General features: G+C 62.3%; 27 protein-coding genes. 19 read left to right on the top strand and 8 right to left on the bottom strand.

What is annotated here, in order from left to right; all coding sequences use genetic code 11:
• Positions 1-96: 96 nt before the first annotated feature.
• Positions 97-699 (bottom strand): TetR/AcrR family transcriptional regulator, encoded by a 603-nt coding sequence (locus tag D0B32_RS22720; RefSeq protein WP_117336543.1) that lies wholly within the window; start codon positions 697-699, stop codon positions 97-99.
• Positions 700-839: 140 nt separating this feature from the next.
• On the opposite strand from D0B32_RS22720, the gene D0B32_RS22715 reads away from it, so the two are divergent.
• The 13 genes from D0B32_RS22715 (at position 840) to D0B32_RS22655 (ending at position 13,119) form a co-directional block, all read left to right on the top strand.
• Complete coding sequence (locus D0B32_RS22715) at positions 840-1,763, top strand: NAD-dependent epimerase/dehydratase family protein (RefSeq protein ID WP_117336542.1); 924 nt, start codon at positions 840-842, stop codon at positions 1,761-1,763.
• Between the two features lie 2 nt (positions 1,764-1,765).
• A complete protein-coding gene (locus tag D0B32_RS22710) occupies positions 1,766-2,110 on the top strand; it encodes a DoxX family protein (RefSeq protein WP_259295101.1) in 345 nt (114 codons plus the stop codon).
• A gap of 255 nt (positions 2,111-2,365) precedes the next feature.
• Positions 2,366-3,601, top strand: coding sequence for an urea ABC transporter substrate-binding protein (locus D0B32_RS22705; RefSeq protein ID WP_117336540.1), 1,236 nt, complete (start codon positions 2,366-2,368; stop codon positions 3,599-3,601).
• 65 nt (positions 3,602-3,666) lie between these two features.
• Positions 3,667-4,536 (top strand): ABC transporter permease subunit, encoded by an 870-nt coding sequence (locus D0B32_RS22700; protein ID WP_117336539.1) that lies wholly within the window; start codon positions 3,667-3,669, stop codon positions 4,534-4,536.
• 9 nt (positions 4,537-4,545) lie between these two features.
• The gene (locus D0B32_RS22695; RefSeq protein WP_117336538.1) at positions 4,546-5,652 is read left to right on the top strand and encodes an ABC transporter permease subunit; all 1,107 of its coding nucleotides are present in this window, start codon (positions 4,546-4,548) and stop codon (positions 5,650-5,652) included.
• Complete coding sequence (locus D0B32_RS22690; RefSeq protein WP_117336537.1) at positions 5,649-6,359, top strand: ABC transporter ATP-binding protein; 711 nt, start codon at positions 5,649-5,651, stop codon at positions 6,357-6,359. The genes D0B32_RS22695 and D0B32_RS22690 overlap by 4 nt, the downstream gene beginning before the upstream one ends.
• Positions 6,356-7,063 carry an ABC transporter ATP-binding protein gene (locus D0B32_RS22685; RefSeq protein ID WP_117336536.1) on the top strand — a complete coding sequence of 236 codons (708 nt, stop codon included), beginning with the start codon at positions 6,356-6,358 and terminating at the stop codon, positions 7,061-7,063. The genes D0B32_RS22690 and D0B32_RS22685 overlap by 4 nt, the downstream gene beginning before the upstream one ends.
• Positions 7,064-7,076: 13 nt before the next feature.
• Positions 7,077-8,063 (top strand): acetamidase/formamidase family protein, encoded by a 987-nt coding sequence (locus D0B32_RS22680; RefSeq protein WP_117336535.1) that lies wholly within the window; start codon positions 7,077-7,079, stop codon positions 8,061-8,063.
• Between the two features lie 118 nt (positions 8,064-8,181).
• On the top strand, positions 8,182-9,336 hold the full coding sequence (locus tag D0B32_RS22675; RefSeq protein WP_117336534.1) for a transporter substrate-binding domain-containing protein: 1,155 nt from the start codon (positions 8,182-8,184) through the stop codon (positions 9,334-9,336).
• Between the two features lies 1 nt (position 9,337).
• The gene (locus tag D0B32_RS22670) at positions 9,338-9,988 is read left to right on the top strand and encodes an ANTAR domain-containing response regulator (RefSeq protein ID WP_117336533.1); all 651 of its coding nucleotides are present in this window, start codon (positions 9,338-9,340) and stop codon (positions 9,986-9,988) included.
• A 64-nt stretch (positions 9,989-10,052) separates the two neighbouring features.
• Positions 10,053-10,817 (top strand): SDR family NAD(P)-dependent oxidoreductase, encoded by a 765-nt coding sequence (locus tag D0B32_RS22665; protein WP_117336532.1) that lies wholly within the window; start codon positions 10,053-10,055, stop codon positions 10,815-10,817.
• A gap of 29 nt (positions 10,818-10,846) precedes the next feature.
• On the top strand, positions 10,847-12,388 hold the full coding sequence (locus D0B32_RS22660) for an amidase (protein WP_117336531.1): 1,542 nt from the start codon (positions 10,847-10,849) through the stop codon (positions 12,386-12,388).
• A 275-nt stretch (positions 12,389-12,663) separates the two neighbouring features.
• Positions 12,664-13,119 carry a hypothetical protein gene (locus D0B32_RS22655; RefSeq protein ID WP_117336530.1) on the top strand — a complete coding sequence of 152 codons (456 nt, stop codon included), beginning with the start codon at positions 12,664-12,666 and terminating at the stop codon, positions 13,117-13,119.
• A gap of 120 nt (positions 13,120-13,239) precedes the next feature.
• Here the strand turns inward: D0B32_RS22655 and D0B32_RS22650 are convergent, their stop codons facing one another.
• Together D0B32_RS22650 and D0B32_RS22645 are read right to left on the bottom strand one after the other, a co-directional pair.
• Positions 13,240-13,662, bottom strand: a complete 423-nt coding sequence (locus D0B32_RS22650; protein WP_117336529.1) for a cytochrome c — start codon at positions 13,660-13,662, stop codon at positions 13,240-13,242.
• Between the two features lie 4 nt (positions 13,663-13,666).
• Entirely contained in the window at positions 13,667-15,259 is a 1,593-nt protein-coding gene (locus D0B32_RS22645) for a flavin monoamine oxidase family protein (protein WP_220444952.1), read from the bottom strand.
• A gap of 281 nt (positions 15,260-15,540) precedes the next feature.
• Here D0B32_RS22645 and D0B32_RS22640 point away from each other — a divergent pair, with 281 nt between their 5' ends.
• From D0B32_RS22640 to D0B32_RS22630, 3 genes are all read left to right on the top strand, one after another.
• Entirely contained in the window at positions 15,541-17,121 is a 1,581-nt protein-coding gene (locus D0B32_RS22640; RefSeq protein ID WP_117336528.1) for a DHA2 family efflux MFS transporter permease subunit, read from the top strand.
• Positions 17,122-17,314: 193 nt separating this feature from the next.
• Positions 17,315-17,998 (top strand): hypothetical protein, encoded by a 684-nt coding sequence (locus D0B32_RS22635; protein ID WP_117336527.1) that lies wholly within the window; start codon positions 17,315-17,317, stop codon positions 17,996-17,998.
• Positions 17,973-18,446: a Fic family protein gene (locus D0B32_RS22630; protein ID WP_259295100.1), complete on the top strand. Its 474-nt coding sequence runs from the start codon at positions 17,973-17,975 to the stop codon at positions 18,444-18,446. Before D0B32_RS22635 ends, D0B32_RS22630 begins: the two co-directional genes overlap by 26 nt.
• Positions 18,447-18,786: 340 nt before the next feature.
• On the opposite strand, the gene D0B32_RS22625 is transcribed toward D0B32_RS22630, so the two are convergent.
• Positions 18,787-19,434 carry a DUF3471 domain-containing protein gene (locus D0B32_RS22625; RefSeq protein ID WP_117336526.1) on the bottom strand — a complete coding sequence of 216 codons (648 nt, stop codon included), beginning with the start codon at positions 19,432-19,434 and terminating at the stop codon, positions 18,787-18,789.
• Positions 19,435-19,684: 250 nt separating this feature from the next.
• On the opposite strand from D0B32_RS22625, the gene D0B32_RS22620 reads away from it, so the two are divergent.
• Together D0B32_RS22620 and D0B32_RS22615 are read left to right on the top strand one after the other, a co-directional pair.
• On the top strand, positions 19,685-20,392 hold the full coding sequence (locus D0B32_RS22620; protein WP_117336525.1) for a hypothetical protein: 708 nt from the start codon (positions 19,685-19,687) through the stop codon (positions 20,390-20,392).
• Between the two features lie 258 nt (positions 20,393-20,650).
• Complete coding sequence (locus tag D0B32_RS22615) at positions 20,651-21,757, top strand: S-(hydroxymethyl)glutathione dehydrogenase/class III alcohol dehydrogenase (RefSeq protein WP_117334213.1); 1,107 nt, start codon at positions 20,651-20,653, stop codon at positions 21,755-21,757.
• Positions 21,758-21,921: 164 nt separating this feature from the next.
• On the opposite strand, the gene D0B32_RS32625 is transcribed toward D0B32_RS22615, so the two are convergent.
• The gene (locus D0B32_RS32625; RefSeq protein WP_181969875.1) at positions 21,922-22,095 is read right to left on the bottom strand and encodes a hypothetical protein; all 174 of its coding nucleotides are present in this window, start codon (positions 22,093-22,095) and stop codon (positions 21,922-21,924) included.
• A 383-nt stretch (positions 22,096-22,478) separates the two neighbouring features.
• Between D0B32_RS32625 and D0B32_RS22610 the strand changes: the two genes are divergently transcribed.
• A complete protein-coding gene (locus tag D0B32_RS22610; RefSeq protein WP_117336524.1) occupies positions 22,479-22,778 on the top strand; it encodes a hypothetical protein in 300 nt (99 codons plus the stop codon).
• Between the two features lie 6 nt (positions 22,779-22,784).
• Here D0B32_RS22610 and D0B32_RS22605 read toward each other — a convergent pair whose 3' ends face one another.
• The 3 genes from D0B32_RS22605 to D0B32_RS22595 all read right to left on the bottom strand — a co-directional run bounded on the left by D0B32_RS22605 (position 22,785) and on the right by D0B32_RS22595 (position 24,502).
• Positions 22,785-23,210, bottom strand: a complete 426-nt coding sequence (locus D0B32_RS22605; RefSeq protein WP_117336523.1) for a cupin domain-containing protein — start codon at positions 23,208-23,210, stop codon at positions 22,785-22,787.
• Between the two features lie 81 nt (positions 23,211-23,291).
• Positions 23,292-23,933 (bottom strand): DUF1109 domain-containing protein, encoded by a 642-nt coding sequence (locus D0B32_RS22600; protein WP_117336522.1) that lies wholly within the window; start codon positions 23,931-23,933, stop codon positions 23,292-23,294.
• On the bottom strand, positions 23,930-24,502 hold the full coding sequence (locus tag D0B32_RS22595) for a sigma-70 family RNA polymerase sigma factor (protein ID WP_117336521.1): 573 nt from the start codon (positions 24,500-24,502) through the stop codon (positions 23,930-23,932). The genes D0B32_RS22600 and D0B32_RS22595 overlap by 4 nt, the downstream gene beginning before the upstream one ends.
• Positions 24,503-24,566: the final 64 nt, after the last annotated feature.

Raw genomic sequence — 24,566 nt, 5'->3', positions numbered from 1 at the left:
CAATGCGATCCGCAAAGGTTTGCGCACCCCGCACCTCTGCGGTGCCCCGATCCCGACCGCCCGGCGCAAGCGCCGCGACATCCTCGCAACACCCCCTCACCGAAGCGCCGCCGCCACCGCCTCATCGATCTGCATCGCAAAGCGCGCTTCAACGTCGGGCACCGCAAAGCCAATCGACAGTTCCAGATACGCATCCCCCAGCACCAACTGCACGAAGGTCGCTGCCCGCAATGCTGCCGTCGATTCATCAAAGCGTTGCCGCAGGATTTTTGCCGCGTAGGCGCGCACGACCTTCGCGCCATTTTCGTGAAACACCTGGCCGAGTTCCGGAAGACGCTCGGCCTCCGCAACGATGGCGCGATACAGCCGCAGATAATCCGGCGTGATGAGGATCTGCGCCAGCATCTCTCCCAGCTCGCGCAACGCGGCTTCCGGTGATCCATCGGACTGCTGGTCCTGAGCACTCGCGAGCACGCCGCCCACCTCGGCGCACATCCAGCTCACCAGACCAACGAAAAGCGCCTCCTTCGACTTGAAGTGGCGGTACACCGTCTGTTTGCCGACGCCCGCGGCCGCGGCGACATCGTCCATCGTTGCGAGGCCGAAGCCCTCGCTCAAAAAAACGGCTTTCGCGCCGTCGAGAATGGCGGACCGCTTGCGGCGTTGCAGCGTGCTCAGATCAAGGAGAGAAGTATCCATACGAGATAAATAACAGATCGTCAAACGGTTGACAAGACTGACCAGTCTCGTTTAGATTGCTCAAAACGAGACTGATCGGTCTCGTTCGTAAGACCATTGAATACGACCATTCAATCGGTAGCCAATCATTGGAGAACGCTGTGAGACTGTTCATGACAGGTGGTACGGGCTTCATCGGGCAAGCGGTCGCGCGCAAGGCAGTCAGCCTCGGCCATCAGGTAACGGCGTTGGTGCGCGATGACAGTTCGGCGGCGGCCGGCGCGCTGGCACGTCTCGGCGTGATCTTGCATGGTGGCGATCTGCGCGAGCCGCAGTCTTTCGCTGCGGCTGCGGGCGCTGCTGACGGGGTGCTGCATACGGCGTCGACCAACGACGCATCGGCCGGCGCGGCCGACGAAGCCGCAATTGTCGCGATGCTTGCGCAACTGCAGCCGGGCGCGGCCTTTGTCTACACCTCGGGCACCTGGGTCTATGGCAATACGGGCGCGGCGCCCGCGACGGAAGCCTCGGCGCTGAATCCGACGCCGCTCGTCGCGTGGCGGCCGGCAGTGGAGCAACAGGTGCTCGCGCTGGCCGCGCGCCGCTCGATTGCCGCGGTAGTCCTCCGGCCGGCGATGGTGCACGGCTACGGTCGCGGCGTCTTCGGCATGCTCGCCGGCATGGCCCGTCAGTCCGGCAATGTGGCGATGATCGGCGACGGCGCCAACCATTGGCCAGCGGTGCATGTCGACGATCTCGCCAGCGCCTATCTGAGCGCAGTGGAACGAGCGGCGAGGGCAGACGGTGGCGTCGCCGGGCAGATCTTCAACGTCGTCACGGAAGATGCGGTAGCCGTTGCCCAAATAGGTGAAGCGATGCGCGCCTCGCTCGGCGCCGAGCGGGTCGTGTTCTGGCCGCTGGAGGATGCCCGCAAATCGTTTGGGCCCTTTGCCGACGCACTCGCGCTCGACCAGGCGGTCAGCGGCGAGCACGCGCGGCGAGTGCTGGCATGGGAACCGCACGGCCCTCGTCTGCTTGCGGACCTTGCTGACCCGCAGCACTTCGAGCAAAGCAACGGAGCATGATCATGCCGCTGAATGCTGCTTCTCTCGAACCCATCTTTGCGATGCTCGTAGCGGTTCTGTTTGCGATTGCCGGCGTGGTCAATCTGGCGCGGCGTGACTCAGTGAAGCGCGACTTCGCACGCTGGGGTTATCCGGCGTGGTTTCCATTGCTCTGTGGCGCTCTTGAGTTGCTCACCGCAGCGCTGCTGCCAGCGCAACAGACACGCGTGTTCGGCCTCACGCTGGCCAGCATCATCATGATGGGCGCGCTCTTCACGTTGCTGCGAAATCGCGAGCCGTTGCGGCATCTTGCGCCGGCGCTGGTCTTCGCGGCGCTCGTTGCGTGTACGGTGGCCGTTCGCGGTTGACGATTCCTCGATCCATGACGGCGCTGAACGCGCGAAACGCAGCGCGTTGTTGCGTCGCTGCATGCACCGGTTATTTTTTGCTTAGTTGACAAGCAAAAATTCGGCGCTTTAGACTTCGCTCATACCTCGCGGCCTGACAAAGACGTCCGCCCGGGGACCCGGCACAGAAGCCCTCTGACGAACCCATCGTTCGTCAGAGGGCTTTTTTTTGTCCGCATTTTTCCCCTGTCTAGCGCTCACTTCTGGAGAATCCGCATGTTGCTGAAGCCGTCGGGCTGGATGCTTCTCGCCCTTACCGCAGGACTTGCACTGACTTCGCTCGCATCGAGCGCCGCCGATCCCGTGAAAATCGGTTTGCTGGAAGACGCCTCGGGTAATTTCGCACTGGCAACCATTCCGAAGATTCACGCCACGGAACTCGCGGTGGATGAGATCAACGCGAAGGGCGGCATTCTCGGCCGCCCCGTGCAGCTGATCGCTTACGACACGCAGTCGGACAACACGAAGTTTCAGGAACTCGCGCGGCGTCTCGTGCAGACCGACAAGCCCGATGTCATTTTCGGCGCTTTCTCGAGCGCCTCGCGCGAAGCGATCCGCCCGATCATGGACCGCGCGCATCAGTTGTACTGGTACGACAACCAGTACGAAGGCGGCGTGTGCGACACCAACACGTTCGTGACGGGTGCGGTGCCCGAGCAGCAGTTCTCCACGCTGATTCCGTGGATGATGCAGAAGTACGGCAAGAAGGTGTACACCATTGCCGCCGATTACAACTTCGGACAGATCTCCGCCGAATGGGTGCGCAATATCGTGAAGGAAAACGGCGGCACGATGGTCGGCGAGGAATTTATTCCGTTGTCCGTATCGCAGTTCGGCCAGACGATCCAGAACATCCAGAAGGCGAAACCCGACTTCGTGGTCACGCTGCTGGTGGGCGCGAACCAGTCGTCGTATTACGAGCAGCAGGCCTCCGCGCATCTGAATCTGCCTATGGCAAGTTCGGTGAACGTCGGTCAGGCCTATGAGCACAAGCGCTTCAAACCGCCTGCACTGAAGGACATGTACGTGACGGCGAACTACGTCGAAGAAGTGGATACGCCCGCAAGCAACGACTTCAAGAAGCGCTTCCACGCGAAATTTCCGAATGAGCCGTACATCAATCAGGAAGCGGCGAACGCCTACGACGCCATTTATCTCTACAAGGCCGCCGTCGAAAAGGCCGGCACGACGAATCAGGACGCGGTGCGCAAGGCGCTGGAAAGCGGCACCATCTGCACCGACGGCGAGCAGGGCAAGGTCTGTATGGACCCGAAGAGCCATCACGCGAGCCACACCATCTTCCTCGTCCACGTGAAGGAAGATCACTCGGTGGAAATTCCGAAGGTCTGGGCCGACGTGCAACCGTACTGGCTCGGCAAGGTGGGCTGCGATCTGCCGAACAAGCCGGATCATCGTCAGTACACGCCGTCGAATCTCCCCAAGAAGTCCTGATCTGAACGAACCCGCGGCGGCCGATGCATGGCCGCCGCGCGCCCGTTCCTGAACGTGGAGCCTGCATGGCCACCTTATCGGTTCTGTATTCGATCATCTATCAGTTCGGCGACAGCTTTGCCTACCTGGTGCTCTCGGCGCTTGGCCTCGCGGTGATTTTCGGCATGATGGGCGTGATCAATCTCGCGCATGGCGAGTTCATCATGTGCGGGGCGTACGTCACGATCATCGCGGCCAAACGTGGCGTGCCCTTACCCCTTGCGATGCTGCTGGGTGCGATTGCAGCGGCGCTGGCTGGTGTGGTGATCGAGCGGCTGGTGATCCGTCATCTGTATGACCGCCTGTTCGATTCCGTGGTGGCAACGTGGGCCATCAGCCTGATCGTGCAGCAGACCATGCTGCTTGTCGCCGGCCCCTCGCTCGAAGGCATCAGCACACCATTCGGTTCATTCGCCCTGGGCGACTATTCGTTTTCGACGTATCGCGCCGTGCTGCCGGTCATCGCGCTGGCGATCCTGTCGGGACTCTATCTGCTGTTCTTCAAGACCAATTACGGCGTGTGCGCCCGCGCCACGATCCTGAATCCGAACATCGCGCAGTGTCTCGGCCTGCGCACTGATCGGCTCTACACGCTGACCTTTGCGCTCGGCGCGGGTCTCGCGGGACTCACCGGCGCGCTCTACGCGCCCACCATGACCCTGGTTCCAACTATGGGCAGCAACTTCATCGTGCAGGCCTTCGTCTCTGTGGTGGTGGGCGGCGCCAACGTGATTGCGGGAACCACGCCGGCTGCTGGCGTGCTCGCCATCATCCAGTCCGCGCTGACTGCGTCGTACGGTCAACTGTTCGGGCAGATCGGGCTGCTGCTCACGGTCATCGTCGTGATTCGGCTGATGCCGCAGGGCCTCGGCAATCTCTTCACGCGCGCGCGCTAGGAGGCAGACGTGAAGCAATCTCCTCTGCCTTCCACCGGCGTCGCCACGCGCGCATTGCCGTACGTGCCGTGGCTCGTGGCGCTATGCCTGCCGCTCGTGGTCGATGCGAACACCAGCGGCAATCTGGCCTACTGCCTGCTTTGGGCGTTCAGCGCGGTGGGACTCGCTGCGATGTGGGGCTACGGCGGCATCCTCTCATTCGGGCAGACCGCTTTCTTCGGACTGGCGGGCTACAGCTACGGCATCTTCACGCTGAACTACGGCGATACGTGGTTCGAAGCGTGGCTCGGCCTCGGCGCAGGGCTGGTGGTAAGCGTGCTGGTCGCCGCGCTGCTTGGCTACATGATTTTCTATGGCCGTATCAAGGGCGTGTTCATCGGCATCGTCACGCTGTCGGTCACGCTCGTGCTGGAAACCTTCATGGCGCAGACGGCCGGCCCGCAATGGGCCATCGGCGAGGCGCGCCTGAACGGCTACAACGGCATGGGCGGCATGCCGCAACTGACGATTCCCTGGCCAGGCGGAGCGCTCACGCTGGAGAACGCGAGCTTCTATTACCTCGTGCTGATCCTGTTGATCGTCGTCTATGCCGCGATGCGCAAGCTGCTCGGCGGCCCGTTCGGGCTCACGCTCATTGCGATTCGCGAGAATCCGCAGCGCGCGGAAATGCTGGGCGTGGATATCCGCCGTCATCAACTGCTCGTGTTCGTGCTCGGCTGCACGCTGGGCGGATTGTCGGGCGCGCTGTACACGATCTGGGGCTCATATATCACGCCCTCGACGATGGGCCTCACCGCTGCGGCCATGCCCGTGATCTGGGTAGCGACCTCGGGCAGAAAGAGCATCGGCGCGGCCATTCTCGGCACGGCGCTGCTCGTCTGGCTCTCGCAGAATCTCGCGGTGTACGGCAGCCAGTACGCGTTGATCCTGCTCGGCGCGATTCTGCTGATCGTCGTGCTGGCCGCGCCCGAAGGCCTGTTGCCGTTCGTCACACGGCATCTGCAGCGTGCCTCGCGCCGCGGAAGCACAGCGAACAGCGGGGCAAAAAGCGGGGCAAAAAGCGGCGGTGCGCACCACGCCGGCACATGCCTCAAGCAGGAGGAGGGCAAGTCATGACCACGTTACTGGAAACGCGCGGGCTCAAGAAGCGCTTTGGCGGCGTGCATGTCATCAATGGGATCGACTTCAAGATCGACGCCGGCGAGATTCGCTGCGTGATCGGGCCGAATGGCGCGGGCAAGAGCACCTTTTTCAAGCTCATCACCGGGGAGCATCGGCCGTCGGAAGGGAGTGTCATGTTCCTCGGCGAGGACATGAGCCATGTGCTGCCGCATGAACGTATTCGCATGGGCATGAGCATCAAGTTCCAGATTCCGGGCGTGTTCCCGGATCTGAGCGTGCGCCAGCATCTGCAGTTGTCGCTGCATCGCGCGAAGGACGACCGGCCCGACAGTCTCGACGCGCTGTTGCAGCGCTTCATGCTGCAAGACGAAGAGCATGTGCTGGCGCGCAATCTTTCGCACGGCAAGAAACAGTGGCTCGAGATTGCCATGGCGGTGTCGTTGCGGCCAAAGCTGCTGTTTCTGGATGAACCCGTTGCGGGCATGTCGGTGGAGGAAACGCATGCGACTGGGGAGTTGATCAAGCGTTTGTCAGCAGACGGTCTCACGATGATGGTGGTCGAACACGACATGACCTTCGTCAAGCAGATCGCCTCGCGCGTGACGGTGCTGCATGGCGGCAGTCTGCTCGCCGATGGTCCGCTCGACGAGATTCTCGCGCGCGACGACGTCGCGGAAGTCTATCTGGGGAAGCGGAAATGAGCGCGTTGCTTGATGTATCAGGCGTGGAGGCGGGTTACGGCGGCGGACGCGTGCTCAATGGCGTGTCGTTCAGCGTCGGCAAAGGCGAGGTGCTCGCGCTGATCGGGCGCAACGGCGTCGGCAAGACCACGTTGATGCGCACGTTGATCGGCCTCGTCAACCTCGATGCCGGAGGAATTACTCTGGATGGCGAAGCAATCGGCCATCGCAAGCCGTATGTCCGCGCGCAACGAGGCATGGGCTACGTGCCGCAGGGCCGCGAGATTTTCGGCGCGCTGACCGTTGCCGAGAATCTCCAGGTCGGCGCTCAGGCCAACCGCGCGAAGGCGGCGGGCATGCGCGAGAAAGTGGTGAGCTACTTTCCCGTGCTGAAGCAGCGCTACCAGCAGAAAGCGGGAACCATGAGCGGCGGCGAGCAACAGCAACTGGCCATTGCGCGCGCGTTGATCAGCGCGCCGGTGGTGCTGCTGCTCGACGAGCCGTCGGAAGGCATTCAGCCTTCCATCGTCGATCTGATCGGCGAGACGCTCCAGCAGATTGCGCAGGAGACGGGCATCGGCGTCGTGCTGGTCGAACAGGACATGGGCATGGTCGAACGCATCGCAACGCGCTGCTGCGTGATGGACAAGGGCCGCATCGTCGAAACACTGAGCCCCGCGCAACTCGGGGACGAACAACTGATTCGCCAGTACCTGGCACTGTAACGGAGAGCAGAACATGACATGGCTTGAAGAATCGATCATGATGAAACGCGGTGTCGGCGCGAGTCGTGAACCGGTGGAGCATCATCTGACCGAGGAGTTGCAGCAGACCTATCACTACACCATCGGGCCATATTCGCAGCCGGTGCTGCACGTCAAGCCAGGCGATCGCATCGTGGTCGAGACGCGTGACGCATTCGAAGGCAAGATCAAGGAGGAAACCGACAAGCCGTCGCAGGTTCTGCAAGTGCCGTTTCTCAATCCGCAAAACGGTCCGATCATGATCGAGGGGGCGGAAAAGGGTGACGTGGTGGCCGTCTACATCGAAAAGATGGCGCCGCGCGGCGACGATCCGCACGGCTTCTGCTGCATGATCCCGAACTTCGGCGGCCTGACCGGCACGGACTACACCGCGCTGCTCAACGAGCCGCTGCCCGAGGTGGTGCGCAAGATCAAGATCGACGAAGAAAACGTGTACTGGAGCAAGCGCAATACGCTGCCGTACAAGCCGCATATCGGCACGCTGAGTCTCTCGCCGGAAATCGACTCCATCAACTCCCTCACGCCCGATAACCACGGCGGCAACATGGATGTACCCGACATGGGGCCTGGCAGCATCACGTATCTGCCGGTGCGCTCGCCGGGCGGCCGGCTCTTCATCGGCGACGCACACGCCTGCCAGGGCGATGGCGAAGTGTGCGGCACGGCGGTGGAGTACCCGAGCACGACCACGGTGCGCGTCGATCTCATCAAGAACTGGCAGATCGACTGGCCGCGGCTCGAAAACGAGGACGCCCTGATGAGCATTGGCAGCGCACGTCCGCTCGAAGACGCGACGCGCATTGCGTATCGCGAACTCGTGCTGTGGATGGCCGCCGAATACGGCTTCGACAAATGGGACGCCTACATGATGCTCAGTCAGGTCGGCAAGGTTCGCCTTGGTAATTTTGTCGATCCAAAATACACAGTGGGTGCAATGGTCGCCAAGCACTACCTGAAGTAAGGCTTCGAAATAAAGCTTCGAAGTAACGCGTTGAAGTACCGTTCTACCCAGGAACCAGCAGCGCAGCACGATCAAGGCGCGGGGCACCCGCTCCGCGCGCATTCGAGAGCGTCACGATATGGCTTTGTCCGATCTTATCCGCGTTGGCCTTCTTTGCTCGACGAGCGGCTCGACCGCCTTGCTCGAGCAGTCGCAGTGGCGCGGAGCGAACCTCGCCATCGAGGAAATCAACGCACGTGGCGGCATAGACGGCCGCGAACTGGTCGCGCTGCACTATGACCCGGCCTCCGATCCTGCCGCGTTTCGTGAACTTGCCGAGCGGCTGATCCTGCAAGATGGCGTGAATGTCATCTTTGGCGGCTACACCTCGACGAGCCGCAAGGCCATGCTGCCCGTGGTGGAAAAACACAACCGGCTGCTGATCTATTCGCAGCAGTACGAGGGTTTCGAATACTCGGACAACATCATCTACAGCGGCGCGTCGCCCAATCAGAACGGCGTGCAACTGGCCGATTTCATGACCGAAACGTACGGCGCGCGGGTGTATTTCATCGGCTCGCGCTACGTCTATCCGTACGAATGCAATCGGACCATGCAGGAACTGCTGCTGCAGCATCCTGAAGGCGCGATTCTCGGCGAACGCTATCTGCCGCTCGACGCCACGCGTGACCAGTTTGCGCAGGTGGTCGCGGACATCCGGCGCAAGTCACCGGACTGGATTTTCAGCACCGTGATCGGCGCGACCGTGCCGTATCTCTACGATGCCTTTGCCCACGCGGACCTCGATCCGTCGAAGATGCCCATTGGCAGCCTCAATACATCCGAGACCGAAATACATGCGATGGAGCGTGGCATCGCGGCAGGACACTACACGGCGGCGCCGTATTTCCAGAGTATCGACACAGAGGAAAATCATCGCGCGGTGCGCCGTCATCAGTCGCGCTTTGGCTCTGACACTCCCACGGACATGAACTGGGAGGCCGCGTACTATCAGATGCACATGTTCGCGGAGGCGTACGCGCGCGCGGGCTCCGATGAGATTGGCAGCATCATGCCGCATCTGCTCGGCTCGGAATTCGCTGCGCCGCAGGGCCGCGTGCGCATCGATCCGGTCAATCATCACATGGCGCTTTATCCACGCATTGGCCGCGCCAATGCGAACGGCCAGTTCACCATTCTGCGCGAATCGAAGTGCGCCGTTGGTCCCGATCCTTACATGACGCGTCAAACGCTCGGGGACTGGGTCACCAAGCTGAGTTCGCGGGACTACTGACGTGAGCACGCGAGCGGACAGAGGCCAGCGCAGCCTCACGAGTTCGATCCTCGAGCGCAATGCGCGCGTGGTCGTGTTTCATCCAGACGACGATGATGGGCAGACGCTCACCAACCATCTGCGGCGCATGGGCTTCGTGGTGGAACGATGCTGGCCGCCCACGGATACGCTGCCGGAACACACCGACCTCGTGTTTCGCGCCCTGCTGCCCGAAGAGCGTGCGCCGAAGAGCGAGTGGTCCGGGCCCGACGCGCCGCCGGTCATCTGCGTGGTGAGCTACGAGAACCCCACCTTCATCGATCAGGCCATCAAGATGGGCTCGGACGGCATCGTGACGACGCCGATTCGCGCCTCCGGTTTGCTCTCCACCGTGGTGATGGCGCTGTATCACGCGAAACGTGCGCGTCAGCACGCGCAGCGCATTGCGCGGCTCGAACAGAAGCTGCTCGACAGCCGGCATCTGCAGGAAGCCAAAGAGATTCTGATGATCATGCATCACGTGAGCGAGCGTGAGGCGTACGACATGCTGCGCGCGCAGGCAATGGAGAAGCGCGTGACTATCGACGATATCTGTCACTCCGTGATTCAGGCGGGCGAAGTGCTGCAGATCGCGCGTGGCGTGGCATCGGAAGAGGGGCAGGGGAAAGAATAAGCGGCAGTGAGCAGGAAGGCGCGTGCCGTCGAAACGTAGCGCAACAGGCAAAGGAGCGACGAGTATGGATCTGCAAGTGAAGGGCCTGAAAGCGATCGTGACGGGCGGCACCAAAGGCATCGGCCTCGCGATTGCCCGCACGCTCGCGGCGGAGGGCGCGGAGCTGGCCATCTGCGCGCGCGACGAAGCCGCCGTCAGTTCGACCGCGAGTGCACTGGCGCAACTGAGCGGTGCACGCGCCTCGGGTACGGCGCTCGATGTGGCCGATGGCGCAGCGTTGAAGGCGTGGGTAACGCGTGTGGGCGAGGAGTGGGGCGGAGTGGATATCGTCGTGGCGAACGTGAGCGCGCTGGCGATTGGCAACGACATCGAATCGTGGCGCAAGGAGTTCGAAACGGACCTGCTCGGCACGGTCAACCTCGTGGATGCCGCCATGCCGTTTTTGCTGGCGAGCAAGGCGGCGTCGATCGTTGCTATTTCAAGCGTCTCGGCACGCGAGATCGATTTCGCCGCCGGACCGTACGGCGTATTCAAGGCGGCGCTCGTGCATTACATGCAGGGGCTCGCCAATCAACTGGCGGCGAAGGGCATTCGCGCCAATACCGTCTCGCCCGGCAACGTGTATTTCGAAGGCGGCGTGTGGGACTGGATCGAGCACAACGACCCGGCGCTGTTCGAGCGCGCGCTGGCGTTGAATCCAACTGGACGCATGGCCAGGCCGCAGGAAATCGCCAATGCGGTGGCGTTCATCGCGAGCCCGGCGGCGAGCTTCGTGAGCGGCGCGAACCTGGTGGTGGACGGTGCGCTGACGCGTGGCGTGCAGCTTTGAGGCGTGCGTCAACTCAACGGGAGCAGTGAATGGAACAGGGCAGTGCAATGCATATCGAACTGGACAATCTGACGGTGGAAGCGGTGCAGGCGGCCTTCGCGGCGGGCACGTACAGCGCCGAGCAACTGGCGCGCGCCTGCTTCGAGCGGATCGAGCGCTACAACGCGAAATACAACGCGCTGATCTTTCTGAACCCGGCGGCCATCGACGATGCGCGCAAGATCGACCAGCGCCGCGCCGCTGGCGAACCGCTCGGCCCGCTCGCGGGCGTGCCGGTGGTCATCAAGGATCCGATGGACATGGTCGGCTTTCCGACCACGGCGGGTTGGTCGAAGCTGTACAGCAAGAAAGGCGGCGTCGATCTGTTTCCTGAGCGCGATGCGCCGGTTGTTGCGCGCATGCGGCACGCGGGCGCCGTTCTGCTCGGCAAGACCAACGTGCCCGTGTTGAGCCACACCGGCACGCATGCCAACGATAGTTGGGCCGGACCCACGATCAATGTGGTGATGCCCGAACGGGCGCCGGGCGGCAGCAGCGCAGGGACCGCGTCGGCGGTGGCTTCGGGCATGGCCGTGCTGGGGCTCGCTGAGGAAACCGGCGGCTCGATCCAGAATCCCGCCTCGGCACAGGACCTGGTCGGCATCAAGCCGACCATCGGGCTCGTGCCGAACGCGGGTGTCGTGCCGCTCTCGGCGAATCGCGATGTGGTGGGGCCCATCGCCCGCAATGTCAGGGACGCGGCGCTGTGTCTCGACGCGCTGGCGGGCTATTCGAGCGAGGATGCGAAGACGCTCGCCAGCGTAGGGCGTCAACCGGAAGGCGGCTACGCGGCGAGGCTCTACCGCGATGCGTTAGCGGGCAAGCGCATTGGCCTGTACGGTCCTGGATGGCGCACCCAGCCGCTGACCGAAGAAGCCGCGGCGTTGTATGAGCGCGTCAAGGGCGAACTGACTGCGCTGGGCGCGACGCTGATCGACGATCCGTTTGCAGGCTCGGGGTTCGCGGAATTGCGCAAGACCACGCCGCCGCTGCCGAACTTCGATGCCCGCGGACTCGAATCGATTCCTTACGATCTCGAGAAGTATCTTGAGCGGCTCGGCAAGCAGGCGCCGCTCAAGACCTTCGCGGCATTCGCCGAAGCGACCAAAGACGAAAACGCGTTTGGCCCGCGTGGCGTGTTGCGCTATCTGCATAACCTGCCGGATTTCAAGGCGGCGTTGGCCAACCCATCGTTGCCGCCTGAAATGCCAGAGTTCGTCGAACTGAAGGCGCGTTATCTGCGCATCTTCGAAGCGGTCATGGATGAGCAACGTCTCGATGCGCTCGTGTTTCCGCAAATGCGCGGCGAGCTTCCGCCGCTGCACGGCACGAGCACCATTCAGGAAACGACGGTGGGCGAGATCAATATCGCAGGGCTGCCGGGCATCGCGGTTCCGGCGGGCTATTACCAGTCAGGGTCGCCCTTCGGTCTGATCTTCGTCGGCCGCCTGTGGGATGAAGCCGCGCTGCTGGGCTATGCCTACGCGTATGAAAGCGGCACGGCCCACCGGCAGGCGCCGGTGCTCGATTAAGGCAGGGCGGGTGGCCGGCTGACGGGCTGCGTAGCCGACCCTGGCAACAACGGGTAGAGTTACTGGCGGGCGAGGGCGCGAAGATTGGGCGGCTCAGGCATGACGCTCCGCGTCGGCAGGCCCAGGTCACACTCGGATACGGCGGGGCCTGACAAGCTGGCGTGATCGGTTTCGATTGTCCGCATGTCAGCATTGACGCGCGCTCAGCCGGACTGATTTAAACTGCGAATGACAATTGCGCCGGATAATCTTTCTTCAGTTGCCAGGAGAGTTCTATGAGCAAGCGTACCCTCGTATCGACTGCCGCCACCTTGCTGTGCGCGGGCGCCTTGACGTCGTTGACTGCCACCTCGGCTCAGGCCGCCGCGCCGGTGAAATGCCATCTGACCTTCAGCATGTCCGGATGGTCGGCGCTTTATCAGCACGCCGAAGGACACGGCAAACTGACCTGCAGCAATGGCCAAAGGTCGTCTGTGAAGATCAGCGTGCACGGCGGCGGTCTGACCGCGGGCAAGTTCCGTGTCACCGGTCACGGCGATATCACCCACGTCTATAGCATCAAGGATGTGTATGGCAGCTATGCGCAGGCCGGCGCTTCGGCCGGCGCGGGTCAGAGCGGTACGGCTCAGGTGCTGACCAAGGGCGATACGTCGATGGCGCTGAGCGCGAGCGGTGAAGGGATCAACCTGGGCATCGCGCTGGACGACTTCAAGATCGAGCCGGTGCACTGAGCGAGCCACTGGGCCGAAAGGGTGCGATGAGGGCGCGAAGGTGCGAGAAAGGTGCAATCAGGGCGCGCTGCCGCTCTCGCTGCGCAGCGTCTCTGCACAGCGTAGCCGCGCCGGGTCAACTCATCGCAAGCTTTTCACCTCGTCCGGCGTGACATCCGCGTCGAAGTGATTGCCGAGGTGTGTTCTGGTGTAGTTGACCACGGCGGCGACCTGCGCGTCACTCATCGCATCGCCGAACGCGGGCATCCCCTTGTGTCCGTGCAGTACGTTGACGATCACATAGGGCGCGGCTTCGACCGCCGGGTCGCCGGCGAGCGCCGGGTAATGGCCCGCGCCCTGTGCGCCTTTTCCATCGGGCATGTGACATCCCGCGCAAGAGGCGCGGTAAAGCGCTGCGCCGCTTTGCTCGGTGAAGCGGTAGCCCGGCGAAATCGTGAAAGTGCCCGGCGCGTCCTCGGCCGCTGCAGACTCAGCCGATCCCACCCCGGCCCTCATCAGCAAGAGCATCAGCGCCACACCGGCCAACACCGCGCGCTTGTGCATTACCCTACGCATTGACGATCCTCCGATGCAGCCGGGTGATCGCATCCAGCGACGACAGCACCGCGCCTTCCTGCCATGCCGGAATATGCGAGGCGTGCTCGCCAGCGAGGACGATGCGCCCATCTATCTGACAGAGGTTTGTGTAGTGCGCCTTTCTTAGCGCATCCGTCCAGGCGGCGAAGCAGCCATTCGTGTACGGCGAGCGGCTCCAGCTCATCGCAAAGCCGGTCTGATACTCGCGTGCATACTGAGGATGAATCTGGCTGCCCTGGCTCAATGCCACCGCAATCCGTTCGGCAGGCGGCAGCGCGCCCATTTCGTAGCTGGCGGGCCCCCATGTGTAGGCGCCGAGCAGCACCGCTGGACCGGCCGAGCCGAAGCCCATCGGCGGATAGGCGATGTTCGAGATCGGCAGATCGGTACGCGTGATGCCGCCGTAGATCTGCTCGTCCTCTTCCCAGAAACGCCGGCCGAACTGCAGGCCGACCTTCACCGACGTCTCGTAGGGCACCGCCTCGATCGCGGCGCGCATCTCCGCTCCCACCTCGATGTCGATCTGACTCAGGATCGACAGCGGGATCGTGCATACCAGCCAGTCCGCGTGCGCGTTCCGGTCAACGCCGCTGACAGTATCCGTATAGCGCACGCTGACCCCGTGCGCGTCCTGCGCGATCGCCGTGACCCTGGCGTTGAACTCGACTGCGTTTGCGACCTGCGAATAGAGCGCGTGAGCAATCCTGTCCATGCCGCCTACGGGCTGGAAAATGCTGCTCTGGAAGTCCAGCTCGCTGCCCGACGACAGCCCTTGCCACAGCGTCGATGCCAGCAAGGCGTCGCGCGGCAGCAGATTAGACGGCACGGCTTTCGGCATCAGTCCACCGCCCGGTGCGGTGGCATAGCCGCGCCGCTCGCTGCTGCGCCTGCCCGCCTGATAGGTCCCATTTCGATCGAGCGCACCCCATTGACGCAGCGATTCGAAAAGCCGCTGGCCGTCGTCCGCGGACAACGCATCGTCCAGTGCGTCTTTGTGGATCGCCTTGGCGAGCAGCTCGGCGACGTAGCCCTGATAGTCGGCCTGCACCGTGCGGAAGCGTTGCGGCTTGCCATCGAAAGCGTCCGGCGAATGCAGATAGGCGTTGTAGTTGACCTGGATGAAGGGCTCGAGCGGCACCTTCAACCGTTTGGCGTAGTCGAGCACGCCCTGATGGTGATACGGGATGCGCCACGGCCCCGGATTCAGATAAAGCCCGTCAGCGAACTCGCAGTTCTGGGTGGCGCCGCCTAGCTCCGTGTAGCGATCGCCGCCCCTGACAGTCCAGGCGCGACCACCCGCCCGATGGTTGTATTCGAGCACCTGCACGCGATATCCCGCGTTGCGCAACTCGAAGGCCGCGACGAGGCCGGCCATGCCCGCGCCGAGCACGAGAATGCGGGTGCCTTTGGGAGCACCGTCGAGCCGGATCGGGCCCGCGTAGGTCGAGGGGGCGGCCAGGCCGAGCGCGCTCATGCCTTGCAGCATGGCAGCGGCGCCGAGGTTCTTGCCGATCAGCGTCAGCAGATGCCGGCGGCTCATCGCGTGGGTGGTCATGCTCGACATAAGGACGGCGTATCCCCTTTGGGAAAGAACGAAGGCAAACGCGAGAACGGCGACCCGCTGGCGCCGGATCAGGCACGCAACGAAGCAAAACTATGAACCGTTTCGCGTAATCGCGTGCAACGCGCGCTGGCTGAATCATCCGCCTGAGCGCATTGTCCCAGCACACGCACCAGGGCTCATTTCACACCGCAGCATCGAAATTGTTGGCTATAAACAGGCATTTCGGGCACATTATGGTGTAAGCGCTTAATAATTTTCTGACAAACTATCCCTACGAGTTTATGACGCAGGAATCCACGCCGTCCGCCCCGGCTGCGAGGCCGGTTCAGCATCCACCGCTGCAGGGCGGGCAGCTCGTGATTGCCACCATCGTGGTGGCGCTGGCCACTTTCATGACCGTGCTGGACACCTCCATCGCGAACGTCGCGGTGCCGAACCTGTCTGGCAACCTCGGCGTATCGGTCGACGAGGGCACCTGGGTCATCACCATCTTCGCCGCTGCCAATGCGGTGTCCATTCCGCTGACCGGTTGGCTCACGCAGCAGATCGGCCAGATCCGGCTGTTCGTCGGCGCCATCGTGATGTTCGTGTTCGCCTCGTGGCTCTGCGGGGTTGCGCCGGACCTGCCGTTCCTGCTGGGCGCGCGCATCCTGCAGGGGCTGGTGGCGGGTCCGCTGATTCCGCTGTCGCAGGCCGTGCTGCTCAGTTCATATCCGAAGGCGCGGGCCAACATGGCGCTGGCGCTGTGGGCGATGACCGCCACGGTGGGCCCGATCGCGGGTCCCGTGCTAGGCGGCTGGATCACGGATAACTACAGCTGGTCGTGGATCTTCTACGTCAATATCCCGGTGGGATTCATCGCGGCCGGGGCTACGTGGATCATCTACCGCAAGCGCGAAACGCCGACCAAAAAGCTGCCCATCGACATGGTGGGACTCGCGCTGCTCGTCACATGGGTGGGTTCGCTCCAGGTGATGCTCGACAAGGGCCGCGACCTCGATTGGTTCGCCTCGCCCTTTATCGTTGCGCTTGGGTTGATCGCCGTGGTCAGCTTCGCGTTCTTTCTCATTTGGGAGTTGACGGAGGAGCATCCGGTGGTCGATCTGCGGCTCTTTGCGTTACGCAATTTCAGCAGCGGCACGATCGCCATTTCCGTTTCCTACGCGCTGTACTTCGGTAACCTGGTGCTGCTGCCTCAGTGGATGCAGGAGTACCTCGGCTATCGGGCCTACGACGCCGGGCTCGTCACCGCACCGGTCGGCATCTTCACGGTGCTGCTGTCGCCGTTTATCGGGCGTCTGCTGCAATGGTTCGACGCGCGGGTGCTGGTGTCGGCGGCGTTCGTCGGACTGTCGGGCGTGTTCTTCATGCGCACGCAGTATCTGAGCACCGTGGATGCCTGGCATCTGGTGATCCCCACCTTGCTGCAAGGCATTCCAACGGTGCTGTGGTTCGTGCCGCTCGTGTCGATCATTCTGTCGGGCTTGCCGCCCGAGCGCATTCCCGCTGCGGCGGGCCTGTCCAACTTCGCGCGCATTTTCTGCGGCGCTGTGGGCACGTCCATCGCGGGTACGGTGTGGAACCACCGGACGGTCGTTCATCATGTGCGGTTGACGGAGCAAGCGAGCCTCGACAATCCGCTGTTCAACCAGGCCATGAGCGCGTGGCAGTCGCAATTCCACATGGGGGTGGGCTCGGCCTACGCATCGTTTGAGGCGATGGTTGCGAATCAGGCCGCAGTGATGGGGCTCGACGATTTCTTCTACGCTTCCACCTTCATTTTCATTTTGATCATCCCGCTCATCTGGTTGACGCGGCCGGCAAAGGGCGGGGACTCTGCGGAGGCGTCGGCGGCGCATTGATACGAGCTGGTTTTGTGCAGCGGGGAATGGGGATCTCTACAGTTGCGTGGCTTGTTGCAGAACGACGCGGGGAGCAATCCTGCTGACAAAAAATGCCGCATATCCGGCAAGATTTGTGGAGATAACGTATTGTTTGATAAGCAGTTTATGATGAGATATAATCGTACCTCGTAGACCGGATCCGGGGCGATTCGTGAATCTGGACAGCAAACTTCTTATCTCGCTGAAGAAACGGTCGGGCAATGTCGTGCTTCGACGTGAACTGGCCGGCCTGGGTAGCGCGTCGAACCTCAGCGATGCGCTTCAGCATCTCATTGCCGCTGGATACCTCATTCGACTTGGATCAGGCGTCTATGCCAAATCCAGTCCGGATGCGGAGGGCAATGCGCAAATTTGCGTTGATCGCGACATGCTGCTGCGCGAGGCCCTCGAGAAGTTAGGCGTCGCAGTCTTTGGTGTGACAGTGCAGCACGAGCACGGTTACTTCATCTGCCTGGTTGACATTGGCACGAGCCGAATTTCTCGCAAGCTGGGTTGGGACAACGTCCAGGTGCGATATGTTGATCGACGCGAAAAATCTCTCACTGACGCTTCCCCTTGCCTGACAGCAGACGTCGATGAACTGCCAACCGAAAACGTCGGCGCATTCGTTGAGCGGCTCGCGGCAGACTATGGCGTTCAATATCGGCGCTCGGGTCTCGACGATTTCGCTGAGGCCGTGACGCGTGCGGCAGGCGACGATGTCGAACTCGATCTCACAGGAAAGCTGCTGGTTGCGCTCAAGAAGCAGGATCGAATCAATGGCCGGCAATTTGCCCGATTGATGGCCAATCACATCAGGGAAATCAAGCGTGTTCGATCCGTTCGGGGACTATGAAACCAGAGGCTATCTGCGCAATGTCGACGGCATCAAGGATTCCGATGAAGTCAAGTACATAGAGCACGGATTCTTCGAGTCGAACCTGGATGCGGCATTGACATACCTGCATGCAATCAGAGGTTCAATTACGTATCTGCACTTCCTCGAGGTTCACCGGATTCTGTTCGGCGAGTTCTATCCATGGGCGGGGCATGATCGCCATGCACTGGGTGTCGGAAGATTGGTCGGCAAGGGGCAGCGCATACAATTCGAATGTTCCGAGCTGTGCCAGCGTGCGGTTGAATGGGGCCTGTCCGCGGGCAACAATCCGAAGACGATGCGCGAGAAACCGGGAATGGTGATGGGCGCTTTTGCATGGGGACATCCTTTCCTGGACGGGAACGGTCGCACCATGCTTCTCGTTCATGCCGAGCTTTGCCATCGCGCAGGTTTCGCCATCAACTGAAATGCATCGCGTAAAGGCGCTTACCTGGAATCGCTTACGCGGGAACTCGAAAATCCACACAACAAGCACCTCGACGCCTACCTTCGCCCGTTGGTGGTCACTGCGTTAGGCCGTCGTGATCTACGCGACGATCTCATGTCGCTGGCGGGTCTAAACGGAGAGGATTGGAGTGGTGCTCCGAACGTGGTGTACGGGTCGGATGATACTGTCGCAAATCAGAGATACCTCGACGTGAAGCGTGCGCGTGGAGAATAGCGAGCGGCTTGTTGGACCTGCTGCACAGGGAAGGTCAGCGACATGTGCAGCAAACTGTCGTCCTCCTGTTGAACCCTACGGATTCCTACGGACCCGTCTGAACCAGCAACCCATCAATGATGCCGTCGTCGGCAAGATGAATACGCCAGGTGGACGATCCCGCATCGTGCGTGACCTGATAGATATCCCAACCCTGATTGCCCACGCCCATAAAGCGGATCGCCTTGATCGCGCCGATGCTGTTTAGATCATCTTGCAGGTCCAGCAGCTGCTCGCGCGTTGCCTCCTCTAGCCCCGGCGACATTTCCGCATAAACCGGATTGCCGGACTGCAAGCCTTCGATGTTGCGCCGCAGAGCCGCTTCCGTCCCCGGCGTGGCCAACTGGCTCTTGACCTTCACCGCGAGCGTCGTCGCCAATCGTTCCTCCTCGGCAGCGTCGATGCGAGGCAAGGTGTTATCGCGGCCGTTCTGATGATGTATCAAGGCGGTCACCTGCCCGTGCTCGTCGATCGTGAACGTTTCAGTTGCCTCGACCGCTCTGGCAAAGAACACCGTTTCGCTTTTGGGAAAGACTTCGAGCCAGCCTTGCCCCGTCAACTGGATGGCCAGATGATCGCCTTCACGGCGCACCTTCATTACCGCTGATCCGTGGAACCGGTACGTGCCGACGTATCTGTCTAAAATGTCGGCGGCCACCGGCACTGGCGTAAGCTCATTCGAGGTGTCGTTCATGGTAGAAGGGCTCAGTTAATTGATCAGGCTGACCGAAGCGGTCAGCGCTCCCGCGATGCGGGGAGCATGCAACGGGTACTGCGAATTGACGAGTCGTGCCGGCAGCAATCCGGTCAACGGGTTTGCGCAACCTCGACTTTAGATGACCGCGCGGCAAAAAAGTGTCCGCGTCCGTCTAGCCCGCTGCCAGTCCGGCTGCCGCCACTCTGACGCCAAGCCTGCAAACCGATAAGAAAAGGAGGGATCGACGTTGACGGTCTGGAACGCAAGAGCATGTGCCGCGACCGCGGCGCTGGCTGTACTGGCAGGCTGCGCTTCGCCATCGGACGGGGCGGCGCAGCAGGCGACTCTACCTTCGCCGTTTCCCGTCGCGCAGGAGGGACCGTGCTGCGGTCCCGTCACGCCGGCCGGCCAGCATCTGGCGCAGATACTCGACGCGTCGGACGTGGAGCACCTCTGGCAAAACGAGCGCCACGTCGACTGGCAAACCGGCGAGCCCGACATGCCCGCTGACTGGAAAGGCCGCGACGCTGAAACGCATTGCAGCGCCTTCGCGGCGGCCATGTCCGTGCGCCTCTCGGTGTATCTGCTGCGCCCGCCTGAACATCGGCTGGGGCTGCTCGCCAATGCGCAGGGCGAGTGGCTCGACAGCGCGGCGGGGCGTCGGGCCGGATGGCAGCCGGTCAGCTCGCTCGAGCAGGTACAGGCGCTTGCCAATCAGGGGTGGTTCGTCGTCGGGGTGTACATCAATCCGGACAGGCACCGGCCAGGCCATATCGTGGTCGTGCGCCCATCCAGCAAGACCGACGCCTATCTGCAGGTACATGGACCCCAGGTGGCGGAAGCCAGCTATCACAACCACGTGAGCTGGTCGGCGCGCGGCTCGTTCGCAGCGGACCACTACGCTGACGTCAAGTACTACGCCCACGCGGTGCCGCAGAACCAGGCGAATCCGTGATGGCTGACGGCATGGCGTGACGTGTCGTGACATGGCACGACGTGGCGTGGACCTGACGTGACGCGAAGGCATGGCAAGTCGTCTTGCCGGCGCAGTCGTTTTCCATTCAAACGCCTTGCACCGCGAGGCCCGGCAGGACGCTTGATGGAAACCCCTCAGTTTCCCGGCTGAACCCGCGCTGCCAATCCATTACCGTGATCGCGACGTCAGCCCCCTGTCACGACCCCTTCGCATGTCAATGCCCTAAAGGACAGCTCGATGAAAACAAAAGCAGCGATCGCATGGAAAGCAGGCGCACCCCTGACCATCGAGGAGGTGGATCTGGAAGGACCGCGTGCCGGTGAAGTGCTGATCGAGGTGAAGGCAACAGGCATCTGTCATACCGACTACTACACGCTGTCAGGCGCGGACCCCGAAGGCATCTTTCCGGCCATTCTTGGGCACGAAGGCGCGGGCGTGATCGTCGATGTAGGTCCCGGTGTCGGCACGCTCAAGAAGGGCGATCACGTGATTCCGCTCTACACGCCGGAATGCCGTCAGTGCAAGTTCTGCCTGTCGCGCAAGACCAACCTGTGTCAGGCAATCCGCTCCACCCAGGGCAAAGGCCTGATGCCCGATGCGACCTCGCGCTTCTCGCTGGATGGCAAGCCGCTCTTTCACTACATGGGCACGTCCACGTTTTCGAACTACATCGTCGTGCCGGAAATTGCCGTGGCGAAAGTGCGCGAGGATGCGCCGTTCGACAAGATCTGCTACATCGGCTGCGGCGTGACCACGGGCGTCGGCGCGGTGGTGTACTCGGCCAAGGTCGAGGCGGGCGCCAACGTGGTGGTGTTTGGCCTCGGCGGCATCGGGCTGAACGTGATCCAGGGCGCCAAAATGGTCGGCGCGGACAAGATTATTGGCGTGGACCTGAACCCGGGCCGCGTCGAATTGGCAAAGAAGTTCGGCATGACGCACTTCATCAACCCGAATGAAGTGGAGAACGTGGTCGACCATATCGTGCAACTCACGGACGGCGGCGCGGACTACTCGTTCGAATGCATCGGCAACACGAAGGTGATGCGTCAGGCGCTCGAATGCACGCACAAGGGCTGGGGCCAGTCGTTCATCATCGGCGTGGCGGCGGCGGGCGAGGAAATCAGCACGCGGCCGTTCCAGCTGGTGACGGGGCGTCAATGGAAAGGCTCGGCGTTCGGCGGCGCACGTGGCCGCACCGACGTGCCGAAGATCGTCGACTGGTATATGGAAGGCAAGCTCAACATCGACGATCTGATCACGCATCGTCTGCCGCTCGAGCGCATCAACGAAGGCTTCGATCTGATGAAGAAGGGCGAGTCGATCCGCTCGGTCGTGCTGTATTAGCCTGGCAACGCGGCGCTTGCCAACCGGGACACGCTAACGCGCTGGTGGCTCCACCCGCCGGCGACTTTTCCCACGCAAGCCGAGTGGGTACTGAGTGGGCACTGAGTGGACACTGAGTGAGCGATATGAGCCGGGTGCTCATATCGTTTTTTTTTGCGGGAAGCTTACAGCGTGACGAGCGAGTGCAGGTCGTACCCGGCCGCCTTCAGCTGCTTTTCGATGCCAACGGCTTCGGCGCGAAGCATGCCGGCCTTTTCCGCGTCGCGCTGAAATAGCTCGGCATCCGTTGCCTGCGATTGCAGGTCATTCCACTGCGCGGCCAACTGACTCACATCCATGATTCCCTCTACCAGGTTAAAGCGCTTGTGGCGCTGTCACTCGCGGCTTTGATGAGCGCGATATATCTGGTCATCGGAAGAAATCGCCCGGAATTTAGGCCTGCGGCCAACTATTTTCTGGTGGAAAGCCTCGGTTGGATTCCGGTTGACAAGCTCCTTACGGTCGCCCGGCAAAACGTCCCCAGCAGGCCCGCAGAACACCCGCAAATATGGTTGATCCGATAGGAGATTTGGACGAACGAAGATGGTCCGGGCGGGCGTCGTCAGCAACAATTATCGCGCGCAGTTTTCGCGCTACAAAAACGCCGGGACGGCAAGCGAAAGAGCGTGTCGGCAGTCGAATTCCCCGGCGCACGACGTCCACATCTACACGGGAGCTCAGTATGTCTTCATCCATCAATTCGACGGCCGCATCAGGGTATCAAGCCCTGTTCGGCTGGCAAGCCTTCAACGCAGTGGGCACACCCGGTGCTGCGCCCGCTTCTGCATTCAAGGTGGCCGCTGCCGCAGGTTCAGCCTCAACCTCAGCCGATGCGTCAGGCGCCTTGAGCATCGTCACGCTTAGTCCCGGCGCGGCGGCGCTTGCCGCGCTGCCAACCGAAACCGTGAGCGCGTCAGGCGTCACCAGCGAGAAGATCAGTCTGGCGAGCAGCGTGGCAAGCACGCCAAGCACCCCAACCTGAGGCCGCCTAGATCCACTGATCGTTCTGGACGGTACGTTCGTCAGTCGGGCCGTCGCCGGTGTTCACCACACCGCGCGGCTCGATCAGCAGCATTTTGACTTCCACGTTGGCACGCGGCTTGTGTTCGACACCCTTCGGCACCACGGCCATCTGGCCGGCACGCAGCACGATGGTGCCGTCGCCCGACGGTGCGCCGCGAAAATCGATCTGCAGTTCGCCTTCGAGCACGACGAAGGTTTCGTCGGTGTCCGCGTGCCGGTGCCACTGGAAGTCGCCTTCAACCTTGACGACCTTGAACTGGTAATCGTTCATCTCGGCGACCACGCGCGGTTGCCAGTGACCGTCGATCTGCGCGATCTTGCCGGTCAGGTCGATGCTCTGGCATTGGCCACGGCTGGCCGGCGCAGTGGGGCTGTTCGAGGAGTGCGACATCGTTCTCTCCGTTGCGAAGGGTGAAGCGTCGAGGATACGCCTGGCAATCACTGCTCACCACCACTCACCACCGCGCGCCGCTCACCAGCGCAACAACCGCGGGCCCAGCAGGGCGCCGACCACCGTCGGTACCAGCATGCCGAGCAGATACCAGGCACCCCAGAAAGGGATGCCCATTTCCGGGCAATGCAGGCAATACGCGAGCGTCGCAGTCGAACCGGCCAGCAGCCCGCCCGCGGCGCCCGTCAGCGCCAGCCGCGTGGGCGCCATGCCCTTGAGCGCCCAGAAGACGGCGATAAAGCCCGGCGTCGACAGCATCGCAATGGCAAACGGACAGATGCGCCAGGTCTTGCCGAGCACGATGGCGAGCCGCGCGTTGTCCGGTGCGCTCATCAATACCCAGGCGGCGGCCAGCCACACGGCGGCGACCGGCGCGGCGATCGCCCAGCGGCTGCCGCCCACGGCGACGCCGGGCCGGGCGAGCCGCGTGGACATCCACAGCGAGCCGATCATCAGGGAGAGCGGCAACGCGACTTTGGCCCAGAAGATGGGTGTCGTGGCCACCTCGGCCAGATCGTGGCGCACGCCGAGCACGCTGGACATGAGCAGCGTGGCGCCCACAATGCCCACCAGAATGGCCAGTGCAAAGCGTTTCATGACCGTGTGACGGTCCACGGGCGCGACACCGGTGGCGAGCAGGGAAATAAGGTCGTCCGTTTTCATCGCGTTCCTCGAATCTTTGCCGCTAATGCCTTGAGTCCACGATGCACGCCGATCTTGACCGCCGATTCCGACAAGCCAGTCAATTTCGCGGTCTCCGTTACGGATAGCCCCTCGAGCTTCACATGCACGATGGGCAGCCGCTGCCGGTCAGGCAACTGTTCGAGCAGCTTCCCAAGGTCGCGCTTTGCCTGCGCCGGCTCGAGATCGGGCGTGGCGAGCAACTCGAACGCATCGTCGAGCGGATCGTTCAGCGCTTCGTGCCGTGCCCGTCCCCGAAAGTAATCAGTCAATTTATAGCGCGCGATGGCGTGAATCCACGCCGTCAACGGTTCCTCGGCGCGGTAGGTATGCCGGCCGTTGTGAACCGCCAGCAATATTTCCTGCACCAGATCCTCGATGTCGGACGCGCCGTCGTGCAGGCGCCTGCGCAGAAAGCCGCGCAAATGCGCGCCCAGTTCCGCGAGGCATTGCCGGTACGCGGCGCCGTCGCCGTCCAGACCCTTCAGGAACAGGCTTCGCAGGTGCGCCTCTTTCGCCTGCGCGGCGGTGATATCGGTAGTTCGATTCATCTGGGGCGTCGGTTACAGGAAACAGGAGTTTATTCCATCTCCCCGCGCCCGGGCATTCGCTGCT

Source organism: Paraburkholderia sp. DHOC27, assembly GCF_003429005.1.
GTDB lineage: Bacteria > Pseudomonadota > Gammaproteobacteria > Burkholderiales > Burkholderiaceae > Paraburkholderia.
This window is presented reverse-complemented; position numbering and strand designations above follow the sequence as displayed.

Excerpts from the sequence above, each read along its gene's own strand:
- D0B32_RS22665 (WP_117336532.1), top strand. The coding sequence starts at position 10,053 with ATGGATCTGCAAGTGAAGGGCCTGAAAGCGATCGTGACGGGCGGCACC.
- D0B32_RS22660 (WP_117336531.1), top strand. The coding sequence starts at position 10,847 with ATGGAACAGGGCAGTGCAATGCATATCGAACTGGACAATCTGACGGTG.
- D0B32_RS22710 (WP_259295101.1), top strand. The coding sequence starts at position 1,766 with ATGCCGCTGAATGCTGCTTCTCTCGAACCCATCTTTGCGATGCTCGTA.
- D0B32_RS22595 (WP_117336521.1), bottom strand. The coding sequence starts at position 24,502 with ATGAATCGAACTACCGATATCACCGCCGCGCAGGCGAAAGAGGCGCAC.
- D0B32_RS22625 (WP_117336526.1), bottom strand. The coding sequence starts at position 19,434 with ATGAACGACACCTCGAATGAGCTTACGCCAGTGCCGGTGGCCGCCGAC.
- D0B32_RS22645 (WP_220444952.1), bottom strand. The coding sequence starts at position 15,259 with ATGTCGAGCATGACCACCCACGCGATGAGCCGCCGGCATCTGCTGACG.
- D0B32_RS22690 (WP_117336537.1), top strand. The coding sequence starts at position 5,649 with ATGACCACGTTACTGGAAACGCGCGGGCTCAAGAAGCGCTTTGGCGGC.
- D0B32_RS32625 (WP_181969875.1), bottom strand. The coding sequence starts at position 22,095 with ATGGATGTGAGTCAGTTGGCCGCGCAGTGGAATGACCTGCAATCGCAG.
- D0B32_RS22650 (WP_117336529.1), bottom strand. The coding sequence starts at position 13,662 with ATGCACAAGCGCGCGGTGTTGGCCGGTGTGGCGCTGATGCTCTTGCTG.
- D0B32_RS22680 (WP_117336535.1), top strand. The coding sequence starts at position 7,077 with ATGACATGGCTTGAAGAATCGATCATGATGAAACGCGGTGTCGGCGCG.
- D0B32_RS22615 (WP_117334213.1), top strand. The coding sequence starts at position 20,651 with ATGAAAACAAAAGCAGCGATCGCATGGAAAGCAGGCGCACCCCTGACC.
- D0B32_RS22600 (WP_117336522.1), bottom strand. The coding sequence starts at position 23,933 with ATGAAAACGGACGACCTTATTTCCCTGCTCGCCACCGGTGTCGCGCCC.
- D0B32_RS22720 (WP_117336543.1), bottom strand. The coding sequence starts at position 699 with ATGGATACTTCTCTCCTTGATCTGAGCACGCTGCAACGCCGCAAGCGG.
- D0B32_RS22700 (WP_117336539.1), top strand. The coding sequence starts at position 3,667 with ATGGCCACCTTATCGGTTCTGTATTCGATCATCTATCAGTTCGGCGAC.
- D0B32_RS22605 (WP_117336523.1), bottom strand. The coding sequence starts at position 23,210 with ATGTCGCACTCCTCGAACAGCCCCACTGCGCCGGCCAGCCGTGGCCAA.
- D0B32_RS22610 (WP_117336524.1), top strand. The coding sequence starts at position 22,479 with ATGTCTTCATCCATCAATTCGACGGCCGCATCAGGGTATCAAGCCCTG.
- D0B32_RS22685 (WP_117336536.1), top strand. The coding sequence starts at position 6,356 with ATGAGCGCGTTGCTTGATGTATCAGGCGTGGAGGCGGGTTACGGCGGC.
- D0B32_RS22640 (WP_117336528.1), top strand. The coding sequence starts at position 15,541 with ATGACGCAGGAATCCACGCCGTCCGCCCCGGCTGCGAGGCCGGTTCAG.
- D0B32_RS22705 (WP_117336540.1), top strand. The coding sequence starts at position 2,366 with ATGTTGCTGAAGCCGTCGGGCTGGATGCTTCTCGCCCTTACCGCAGGA.
- D0B32_RS22655 (WP_117336530.1), top strand. The coding sequence starts at position 12,664 with ATGAGCAAGCGTACCCTCGTATCGACTGCCGCCACCTTGCTGTGCGCG.
- D0B32_RS22675 (WP_117336534.1), top strand. The coding sequence starts at position 8,182 with ATGGCTTTGTCCGATCTTATCCGCGTTGGCCTTCTTTGCTCGACGAGC.